Source organism: Mycobacterium sp. (assembly GCF_052143115.1).
GTDB lineage: Bacteria > Actinomycetota > Actinomycetes > Mycobacteriales > Mycobacteriaceae > Mycobacterium.
In genome coordinates this window covers 1-9,339 of the sequence record NZ_JBKQTQ010000123.1, presented here as the reverse complement: position 1 = coordinate 9,339, position 9,339 = coordinate 1, and the positions used below count along the sequence as shown (strand labels likewise).

The window sequence follows — 9,339 nt, the reverse complement described above, 5'->3', positions numbered from 1 at the left end:
GCGGTCAGCCAGCTCGAAGCACTCGGCTACACCGTCACCCTCACACCGCTGGCCGACACCGCCAGACAACCAGCCTGCGGTTGACCAGTGGTCACCAACTCGGGGTCACCCTAATTTTCGTATCAGTGCAGTGGAGAAGGAGACTGCTCTCGATGGGACAAATTGAGAAGTACCGTTCTGACTACCTTGCCGCGGGCCTTTACTCTCGTGATCAGGTCTTCAGTCGGCCATGTCCGGTCCCCGAGTCTCCGGGCGTTTATGGCTGGTGGTTTCGCACCGTGCCTGCTGATATCGACATCCCAGGCTGTGTGCAGCGGGACGGACTAACCCTGCTGTATGCCGGGATCAGCCCAAAGCGACCACCAGCCAACGGGAAGCCACCGAGCACTCAGAATCTTCGCCAGCGAATTACCTATCACTACCGCGGGAACGCGGAAGGGTCCACCCTACGCAAGACGCTCGGAATCCTCCTGGCGAACGAACTTGGGATCGAATTGCGTCGTGTCGGCTCCGGCAGGCGGCGCACCTTCGGCAGAAGCGGCGAGGCTCTGCTCACCGATTGGATGGCCAACCACGCGCTTGTGTCCTGGATGGTTCACCCCCAGCCGTGGCTACTGGAAAAAGCGCTGATCGACACCCTCGACCTACCGCTCAACCTTCAAGACAACAAGCACAATGCGTTCCACGCCAACCTGACAAGGCGCAGAGCCGAAGCTGAAAAGAAAGCCCGCGAGCTACCCGTCCTGAATGAAAGATGACGGTCCTGTCGGCTCAGGTAGGACACACCTCGTGGCAGACCAGCGACCTGGAGGCTATCGATATGTCGCAGCCTTTTCGGTGGTATGACGACAGACCACTGCAATTCGAGATCCGCGAGCTCGAGGAGTGTGCACTGTTGCCCAACCTGATCCAGGTCGATCTGCGTCGAAAACCGAACCAGCTCAGGCACTTACCGGGACCGAACGATTGAGGGTGGGTCGATAACGCATGTCCATCCACGTCGTCAACCAGGATTCCGTGCTCCAACACGCCCTCGAGATTGTCAGCGAGACGACGCACCGGTTGTGGATCACATCGCCATCGACATCCGGATCGTGTACCGCCTGAAGGATCCGGCCGATCTGGACATCACGGACCTCGACGCGCGAAAGGCGCTCGAGGACGCAGGGTTGCCTGGTGCGATACTCCACCCGGCTGCACGCCAAGCTCATCCTGGCCGACAACGCCGCGCTCGTATCCTCCTCGAACCTCACCGCCACCGCCGGCTATGGGCTGGACGATGCGGCCGCCTGGCGCAACGAGGAACTCGGTGTCGTCATTCGCAGCGACGATGGGGTTCTTTCGGAGCTTGAGTCACAGTTCGAAGCCATCTGGTCCTCAGCGACGCGGGTCGAGGAAAGCACCATCGGTATCGCGATGGACTTCCCGACCGTTCGTCAGTTCAGCTTTGTCGCCATCCGCGACGTCCGCCTCGGCGAATATGCGACAGCCAAGGACACCGCGGGCAACGTGATCCTCGGGCGCATCTCTGAAGTAACCGCCTATAACCCATCGTTTCCTCAAATGAACGAGTCGATGTGGATCACTCGGGGCTACTCGGGCACAGCGGGTAGCAGCCGCGTCGAAGTACCGGATCTCCAGTCGTTGTTCTCACACCCGTCTAAAGAGCACGGATTCCTCGTTACGAAAACGTTTTTCGAGCCCGAGTCCGTATTCCGTATCGCACGAGTTGAAGTGCTCAAGCACTACGTAGCTGGCGCCTACTTTCCCCGACTGTGCCGGTGGCCCCGGGATCCGACGTCTCGCACGCATCTCCTGACCTGCTGCGCCAGCTCCTGGGCGATGGGGACGTCGAGCTCGGCACCATGCTGCAACACCCCGACGTACCCGTTGCCCTGCGTTCAGCCGAGTTCTCGAAACACCCTGGCCGTTTTGGGCATGACGGGTTCCGGCAAGTCCAACGCCATCAACGTTCTTCTGCATCGCATCAGCAAGCAAACCGGTGGCCAATTTCCGTCCCTGGTCGTGCTCGATGAAGCACAGAACTACGCGCCCGAGCAACAAACAAAGTGGCTCGCACGCGGTCGGCCGTCTTTTGACGCCGCGTTTGCGATCGCCTCTGAGGGGCGCAAATTTAATGTGGGGCTTGTGGTGTCGAGCCAGCGCCCGGCGCGCGTGAACAAGGATTTCCTCAGTCAATGCAACACCCATGTGGTCTTTCGCGTGGCCAACGTTGAGGATCTCTCGGCCCTCGCCGGCAGCTTCGAGGCGGCGAGTCAACCGCGCTAGCTGAGCTGCCCGGATTTGACACCGGAGTTTGCGTTGTTGGCGGCACCGCGATCGGCATGCTGACCCGCGTCGAGGTGCCGCGGTTCGAAAGTGTTGCCGCCGAGGCACGCTGCCCGCGCGCGGCCGTCGCGGATCGGGGCGGCGTCGGTAACGCGGCACTGTAGATAAACCGGGGTGGGCTTCCGGGAAAGCGACGGGCGCCAGCATCGACCGAACGATCGGGCCTCCGTGAGCGGGCGCGCATCGCATTGCCTCGCGTGGGCGCAGATGTGTCGTATGATAGTGACATGATTACGACAGGCCCCCAGCTTCATGCCCTCCTCGACCGGGTTAATGAAGCGACCAGGCTGTTACAGCGGTCCAAGACGGTCCCCGGTGAGGTTGCCCAGCTCATCGACAGCTTCGAGACGCTGGGCGCTGCGACGCCATTGCGTCTCGAAGCCGACCCATATCTCACGACAACACTTTGGGCGGCGGCGTTTCGCGCGGAGAAAGCACTCCGGCATGACGACCCTGAAGACCAGCGTCGGGATGTTCGCATTGCGCTCGAGCAATTCCGCCACGCATTACGGGATATCGCCGAAAATCAGCCGTACAACGACGACGCGCCAGTCCGCGAAGTACTTGCCAGGACCGTCGAGACCCTCGCCACCCCTCAAAAGACTCTCGCAGACCTGCTCGGCGTTTCCGTCCGCCAGCTTCAACGCTGGCTCGCTCATGACGGGCCTGAGCCTGCGACCGATGATGCCGCACGTATCCGCGTGGTTGGACAAGTCGTGAACCAACTGCGCCACTCATTCACGGGTCCGGGAGTAGTCGCCTGGTTTTACCGGGAGCATCCAGTGCTCGGCCAGCGTCCGATTGAGCTGCTCGATGACCCGCTGTGCTACCCGCAGCTCCTCGGCGCCGCGACCGCGGCTCGTGCCATGACGGCATGAGACTGACGGTATTCCGGCATGCGTCGTACGACTCGCCGTGGTGGGTGTTTCCCAGCTCACGCGCTGGCCGCTTCCACCGCGCCAGACGCGACACGGTCCAGTATCTGAGTCTTCACCCGCTCGGCCCCGCCGCCGAGATGCTTCGCCACAACGTTGGCCCCAGCGGCGACCCGGACGACGTCATCTTGAATTTATGGACGGCGGTGCTCGACGTCGATGCCGTAACGCGCGTCGACTTCGACGACTGCGCCAGGTACGGGCTGACGCCCGACGAGCTCGTCGGCGACGATTACACCTCTACGCAGGGATTGGCTGATGTCGTTCGAGATAGCGGAGCAAGCGCAATTATTGTGCCATCGGCCGCGCTACCCGGAACCCACAACCTGATCTTGTTTGGCGCACGAGTCCTGAATCCATTTCTCAGCTCACCGCTCACGCCTGAAGAGGTGCCGACTGGGCACCTTAGCGACGGAGCGCGAGCCCCGGCCGAGGTGGCGCCGCACATCCGCTGGTTCGGCACTCCGCACAAGGCGGCGGAACAGTGGAAAACCACCGGCACCTACGACCTATTCGACGATCCAATCGCAACGCGTTGGTGAAAAGCGTTTACAGTTCCAACAACTGGGCCCCGGCGGGCAGTGAAAAGGTCAGGATTTCATGAGGAGCGATTTTGCTGCTCGGACTACACCTGAACGGAGAAGCTGTACGCCGGAATTGTTACTTTGACGTACGCCAGCCGTCACAGCAAAGGTGCGCCACCCAAGGTCGAGGATCTCTCGGCCCTCGCAGGGAGCTTCGAGGCAGCGAGTCAACCGTTGCTAGATGAGCTGCCCGGATTTGACACTGGAGTCTGCGTTGTTAGCGGCACTGCGACCGGCATGCTGACGCGCCTCGAGGTGCCGTTGTTCGAAAGTGTTGCCGTGGAGAATGATTCGTCCCCGCCGTCGCCGCAAGGAGGCTCGGGCCCCCCTCTCCGTCCAGGAGAGCCGGCCGCGCGATGTCTGCGAAAGCTGCCGGGCCACAAAGACTTCCGCGACTTCGCAGCCGAGATCGGTGCGGCCGCTCCGCTGTGAACGCCCGCTACCGCAGGCCGAGCGCGGCGCGCAGCCGGTCGGCGTCCATGCCGCCGCGGCCGGCTTCACCAGCGGGAAAGGTGTGCAGGAGTTTGATCAGGTCGCCGCGTCGGGTGGGGTCATCGGCGGCCTGCCGCGGCGTGTGGCCGTCGAGCGCGGGGATGGGCTCATCGAGCCACTTGGTCTCGTAGTCGCGGACGAACTCGTCAAGGAATGCGGCCAGCTCGGGGTCGTCGGGGTCGAGCGCGTCCTCACCGGCAATTGACAACTGCTTGGCCAGCTCGGCGGCGTCGCGGGCGTCGCGCAGCGGGCGGCGGGAGTCGTCGAGCACGTTCATCGCGGGGTCGAGGCGTGCCAGCGTGGCCAGCACGCGGTCCATCCGCTTTTCGCTGTTGGCTTCCACCCGCAGCGTGTCGCCGTCGAGGACCAGGGTGGCGCGGATGCGCAGCATGTCCTGGGTGGTGACGTGCTCGAACCACCGCGGCGGCTCGTCGCCGTTGACCCGGTCGTAGGTGTCGTCGAGCGCGGCCTCGATCCCGGCCGGGTCGCCGACACGCACGGTGGCCTCGCAGATCGCGAGCGGATCGCCCTCGGTGTTGGCCAGCGCCGGGGGTCCGAACCGGCGGCTCAGCTGCGCCACCAGCGTCACCGCGTCGGGTCCCGTGTCGAGCAGGTCGATCAGCGGGTCGCGCTCGTGCAGCGCGACCGGTTCCAGCCCGCCGAAGAACTGCATGGTGTCCCCGGCCGGCACCACGCGTGCACACACCAGCTGCCCTGGCTTCAGCTGGCGGCTGGCCGCCCGCTCACGCACCTCGTGCGTGTCGCCGGTGCGCACGTCGCGCACGGTGACGCCCTGGCCGCGGTGCACCTGCTCGACCTCGAACACCGACCGGTCCACCAGCAGCCATTGCTCCGCCAGCAGCCGCTCGTCGTCGGGCAGCAGCGACCCGCGTATCTGGAGGAACTCCGCGAACGCGCCGCCCTCGAACAGCACCGCGTCCAGCACCAGCGGATCGTCCAGCGCCGCGGCCAGCGCGTCGGGATCATCGACGGCGTAGCGGCAGCGTTCGTATCCCGCCTCGGCCAGCAGGTCGTTCCATCCGGTGAGCAGCGCGTGCTGGCCGGCCTTCATGTACAACCAGCCGACCCGCTCGGCCAGCGGCAGCTGCCCGCGCCCGAGATGGCATTTCTTGTACTTGCGGCCGGACCCGCACCAGCATGGCTGGTTTCGGCCGAGGTCGCGGCGCGGCTCGGCCCGGTACCGCGTTAGTAGCTCCACAAGCGGGTGGTCCGGCCCGGCGCCGGCGCGGCGCAGCAACGCCAACCCGCGCTCCACGTCGCCGCGATCGGAGGCGATGCGGGCCAGATCGAGCAACGGCAACGGCCAATCCGGATCCATCGACTCGGCCGCCAGCAGCTCGTGTTCGGAAGCGTCGATGTCGCCGATCCGCTCCAGCGCCACCGCGCGCAGCCAGCGAAACGCCACCCGCGCTGCGCGCGGCACTTTCGGCTCCAGCGTCTCGGCGAACATGCCCAGCGCGGGCGCCCCGGCGCGGCCGGTGCCGATCGTCTCGGCCGCCAGCAGCTCAGCCAGCAGCGGATCGGCAAGCTCGGCCCCGAGCTCACCTATCAGATCGCCGAACCGGTCGGACTCGGGCTCTGCTCCGTCCGGCCCCGTCGCGCCCTCGGCAGCTGCGGTCAACGCATCCTCCAGCGGCTCGTCGGCGTCGGCGGCGTCGATCAGCAGCAGCGACATCTGGTCGTACAGTTTGACCAGGCTGTAGAGCGCGAACGCGTCGTCGGGATCGAGGTCACGTCGCTCGGCCAGCGCTGCGCACCCGCGCTCGAAACGCCAACGGTCGAAATCGAACCCGTCTGGTGCGAGCCACTCGCCGCGATGTGCCAGACCGTAGTCGTCGACGATCTCGCACAGGGGCGGCAGCGGCTCGGTGAACACCGCCGGGTCCTCGACGCACGCCGTCCATACCGCCACGTCGAAGTACACCGGCTCGTCGGCGTCGAGCATCGCGGCCAGCCGGGCGCCCACCGCGGAATGCGCGAGCGCGGTGACCCGCTCGACCACGAGTCCCCGCGCGGTCAGCCGCACCCCGACCAGGTCGCCCTCGGCCACGCCCAACGTCGCCAGCGTGCCTGGCATCAGGAGCAGCGCCCCTAGCGGGTCGACCACCTCGGCCGGGATGCCTCGCTGCTCGAGCAGCTCGTCGTCGAACCCGGCCAGCACGACCCGCGCCGCCGACCCGTCGGCGAACCGCCCGTACTGCTCGTGCTCGCAGAGCGCGGTGATCGGGTCCAGGTTCGGGGTCACAGTGAGTATGTCGTGGGCCGCCTCGTCTGCGCCGAGCCGGTGCGTGAACACCCGCCCGGCTAGCACCGTCGGCAGCCACACCCACCGGTCGTCAACCAACTGCCTTGCCGGACACTCGGTTTCGTCGAGAACGTCCAGTAAGGTGTCCGGATCGGCCACGCCGCTGTCCCGCAGTCGTCGCGCGATGTCATCCTCGTGCAACGGGCCGTGTTCGGCCAGAATTCTCGCAAGGGTCCGCATCGCGTCGAACGCTTCCGCCACGGCGACTACCCTATGCCGCGGCTAGCCGAGTCGCGAAGTCCGCCACCAGCCGACGAGTTGGATCGAGACTGGGAACGAATCCAGCGGTGCCGTCGAATCCGGGCATCCAGTCCTTGATGCGACATCGACCTGATGCGGTCGCGGACCGGTTGCGGCGTGGTCTGGTCGACGGCGTCGAGCAGGGCACCGAGCCCGTCGGCAAGCAGGTCGGTGCGCTCCGCAGGGTGTACGTGAAGCGGCATCGAGCGAAACGATAGAGCCTTGAGCCGCGCTGCGTGGCATGTCGAGATTTGACCGCCGCCGACATCGCGATGTCGGACCCCGAAGCGACACTTGGCGTCGACGACGCTAGAACAGTCCCGACCGCCACGCGAAATAATTCAGCAGTCTCCTAGTGAGCGAGCAGGGTGCCAAAGAACCACATCGCGGCGGCGTTGACCGTAGTGCTGTCCCGACTGGGCTAAAGCGGCATGAGCTCGACGGCGCGGAGAGGCTCGCCGCTCGTGGACACCGCGTGGTGTTCATTCCCGTCTCCGGCAAAGGAAAGATTGCCGACCTCATGATCGATGACGAGGTGTGGGAGTTGAAGTCAATATCCGGCTCCAGCGATGACGCTGTCGCCCGCAATGTACGACGGGCCGCGAAGCAGGCATCGCGCGTCGTGCTGGATATGACCGACTCGCCGATCACCGACGAGGCGGTGAAACGCCTGGTCGAACGCTATGCGCGGCGATATAGACTTCAATCAGTCCGCGTGATCAGGGGATTCAAGGGAATGGATTGGAGATTCGACAATGACGAATAGCGACTACATCGAGGTTAGGGGGCCGAAATCCCTAGCCGAGCTGGTCGCTGTCATCGACCCCTCCGCGCCCCAACCAGAAGACGATCTGGTAACCCTCGAGTTGGGTGGCGATGAGTACGCCGCCGTGCAATATGACGAGGTCGATAAGGCATCTTGGCCGTACATGATCACCATCGAGTCCCGGTCGGAGGACGGAGCACCGGTCCGAGCCCAGGCCATGCAAATACTCGAGAAAGTCGATGCAGCGGGCTGGGGCTACAGGATGACGTCCGACGCGGACGATTCGCTGTTGATCGACACGCAGAAGGTCTAAGAGCGGCAGCAATTAACCCGCGACAATCGAAATCCCTTGGTAGCGAGAGGAATTGCCATCGCGAGGATCTGCTGACTGGTCATTGGTTGGTATAGCTCCGGCACGGAGCAACTCATCGCCGATGCGGTTGACCGGCAGGAGCGGGAACAGGTCGCGTGAAGGCGGTGCGCGTTGCGTCTCACCGTTCCGTGAATCATTGTGCCGTGCTGTAGTTGCGACTGAGGTCTTTCGGCGGCCCGCTTCGTCATACGAGCACGACTGGCTTTGAATAAGCGACGCTGAAACGCGGTCAGCGCATCTGTCGGTGAGCCGATGTAACCTAAATCTGCTTCACGAGATGCCGTCGCCAAGCTCCGACTGGACGGCACGCCAACCCCCCGCTCGTGGGTGGCTCGGATGACGAAGCGGCCTGGCACCAACCGGTGCGGGCAAGAGCGCCTCCCCACGCGGAGGCCCGACCTTTCGGGAGTACTGCAATGCCTCGGAATCGTTCCTGCGGGTCGTATGGCCCCGGCCACCTCGTGCATTGGATCCAGGGGAAGAAATCGCACGAGGACGGGCAGCCGATCATCAAAGTGAAGGTCGTTGCCGTTCATGACGACGGACACGTCGAAATCGAAGGTGACGACCTGAAACTGACGCTGTGGTATCACGACCCTGACCACCTCCGTTCGGCACTCTGCTTCGGTGGCCGCGGCGAATGGAAGCCGAAGTATCACGTGTTGTACGTGATCTCGAGCGGCTCGTTCAACCTCGCCACGCTGGACGAGGTGGAGCCCTGCAAACCGCCGATACGCCGGCGCCCGACCGAGACCACCAGGCAGTTCATCGAACGGGCGATGCGCGAGAACCACGGCCTCACGGTTCCGGGGCGCTGGTTGGCTGACCTGGATGCCATACCGGACGGCGACACCGGTGAACCGGAGTCCGGGTACCTGGTTGGGATCGAAAGTCCTACGGATACCACGCTGTTGGAGCCATTGCCCCCCAAACCACGGACGCCAGGACAACCCGACGGCGGCACGCGATCCAACGGGAAGGCCAGCAACGACTGAGCGATCGCGTCCGAAGGCGTTGAGCCAAGGCTCGATTGACCAGCAGCATCCGCCTTGGCACCTGGTTGCGATTCCCCGGCCGGGCTGGTGTCTCGAATCTGACCTTTAGCCGAAGCAGAGCACGCGCAGGCCGAGCGAACCGCCTAATTTTTAGGATGAACGACCGCCACGTTCTCGTTAGGTTAGTTAGGTGCCGATAAGCCCCAGCTCCCACGATCCAAAAACGGAGATAAGGACGAACAGCTCATGAAAGCAGTGCGATTCGATCGCTACGGCGGC

9 protein-coding genes and 1 riboswitch are annotated in these 9,339 nt (G+C 64.4%); of the genes, 7 read left to right on the top strand and 2 right to left on the bottom strand.

The window, feature by feature from the left end:
- The first annotated feature begins 152 nt into the window (after window positions 1–152).
- The 4 genes from ACLQI9_RS13430 (at window position 153) to ACLQI9_RS13415 (ending at window position 3,826) form a co-directional block, all read left to right on the top strand.
- The gene (locus ACLQI9_RS13430) at window positions 153–758 is read left to right on the top strand and encodes a GIY-YIG nuclease family protein (RefSeq protein ID WP_442380746.1); all 606 of its coding nucleotides are present in this window, start codon (window positions 153–155) and stop codon (window positions 756–758) included.
- 418 nt (window positions 759–1,176) lie between these two features.
- Window positions 1,177–2,289 (top strand): helicase HerA domain-containing protein, encoded by a 1,113-nt coding sequence (locus ACLQI9_RS13425; protein ID WP_442380750.1) that lies wholly within the window; start codon window positions 1,177–1,179, stop codon window positions 2,287–2,289.
- A gap of 257 nt (window positions 2,290–2,546) precedes the next feature.
- Window positions 2,547–3,227 carry a hypothetical protein gene (locus ACLQI9_RS13420; RefSeq protein ID WP_442380752.1) on the top strand — a complete coding sequence of 227 codons (681 nt, stop codon included), beginning with the start codon at window positions 2,547–2,549 and terminating at the stop codon, window positions 3,225–3,227.
- A complete protein-coding gene (locus ACLQI9_RS13415) occupies window positions 3,224–3,826 on the top strand; it encodes an RES family NAD+ phosphorylase (RefSeq protein WP_442380754.1) in 603 nt (200 codons plus the stop codon). Before ACLQI9_RS13420 ends, ACLQI9_RS13415 begins: the two co-directional genes overlap by 4 nt.
- 481 nt (window positions 3,827–4,307) lie before the next feature.
- Here the strand turns inward: ACLQI9_RS13415 and ACLQI9_RS13410 are convergent, their stop codons facing one another.
- Entirely contained in the window at window positions 4,308–6,887 is a 2,580-nt protein-coding gene (locus ACLQI9_RS13410) for an SEC-C metal-binding domain-containing protein (RefSeq protein WP_442391759.1), read from the bottom strand.
- A gap of 5 nt (window positions 6,888–6,892) precedes the next feature.
- Window positions 6,893–7,129 carry a hypothetical protein gene (locus ACLQI9_RS13405; RefSeq protein ID WP_442380768.1) on the bottom strand — a complete coding sequence of 79 codons (237 nt, stop codon included), beginning with the start codon at window positions 7,127–7,129 and terminating at the stop codon, window positions 6,893–6,895.
- A 272-nt stretch (window positions 7,130–7,401) separates the two neighbouring features.
- Here ACLQI9_RS13405 and ACLQI9_RS13400 point away from each other — a divergent pair, with 272 nt between their 5' ends.
- The 3 genes from ACLQI9_RS13400 to ACLQI9_RS13390 all read left to right on the top strand — a co-directional run bounded on the left by ACLQI9_RS13400 (window position 7,402) and on the right by ACLQI9_RS13390 (window position 9,060).
- Entirely contained in the window at window positions 7,402–7,692 is a 291-nt protein-coding gene (locus ACLQI9_RS13400; protein WP_442391758.1) for a hypothetical protein, read from the top strand.
- The gene (locus tag ACLQI9_RS13395; RefSeq protein WP_442391757.1) at window positions 7,682–8,005 is read left to right on the top strand and encodes a hypothetical protein; all 324 of its coding nucleotides are present in this window, start codon (window positions 7,682–7,684) and stop codon (window positions 8,003–8,005) included. The genes ACLQI9_RS13400 and ACLQI9_RS13395 overlap by 11 nt, the downstream gene beginning before the upstream one ends.
- A 328-nt stretch (window positions 8,006–8,333) precedes the next feature.
- Window positions 8,334–8,446: riboswitch (SAM riboswitch) on the top strand.
- 35 nt (window positions 8,447–8,481) lie between these two features.
- Window positions 8,482–9,060 carry a hypothetical protein gene (locus tag ACLQI9_RS13390; RefSeq protein ID WP_442391756.1) on the top strand — a complete coding sequence of 193 codons (579 nt, stop codon included), beginning with the start codon at window positions 8,482–8,484 and terminating at the stop codon, window positions 9,058–9,060.
- The last annotated feature ends 279 nt before the right edge of the window (window positions 9,061–9,339 follow it).

Bases quoted from the DNA above. Each gene is read 5' to 3' on its own strand.
- ACLQI9_RS13395 (WP_442391757.1), top strand. From the start codon at position 7,682: ATGACGAATAGCGACTACATCGAGGTTAGGGGGCCGAAATCCCTAGCC.
- ACLQI9_RS13390 (WP_442391756.1), top strand. From the start codon at position 8,482: ATGCCTCGGAATCGTTCCTGCGGGTCGTATGGCCCCGGCCACCTCGTG.
- ACLQI9_RS13415 (WP_442380754.1), top strand. From the start codon at position 3,224: ATGAGACTGACGGTATTCCGGCATGCGTCGTACGACTCGCCGTGGTGG.
- ACLQI9_RS13430 (WP_442380746.1), top strand. From the start codon at position 153: ATGGGACAAATTGAGAAGTACCGTTCTGACTACCTTGCCGCGGGCCTT.
- ACLQI9_RS13405 (WP_442380768.1), bottom strand. From the start codon at position 7,129: ATGCCGCTTCACGTACACCCTGCGGAGCGCACCGACCTGCTTGCCGAC.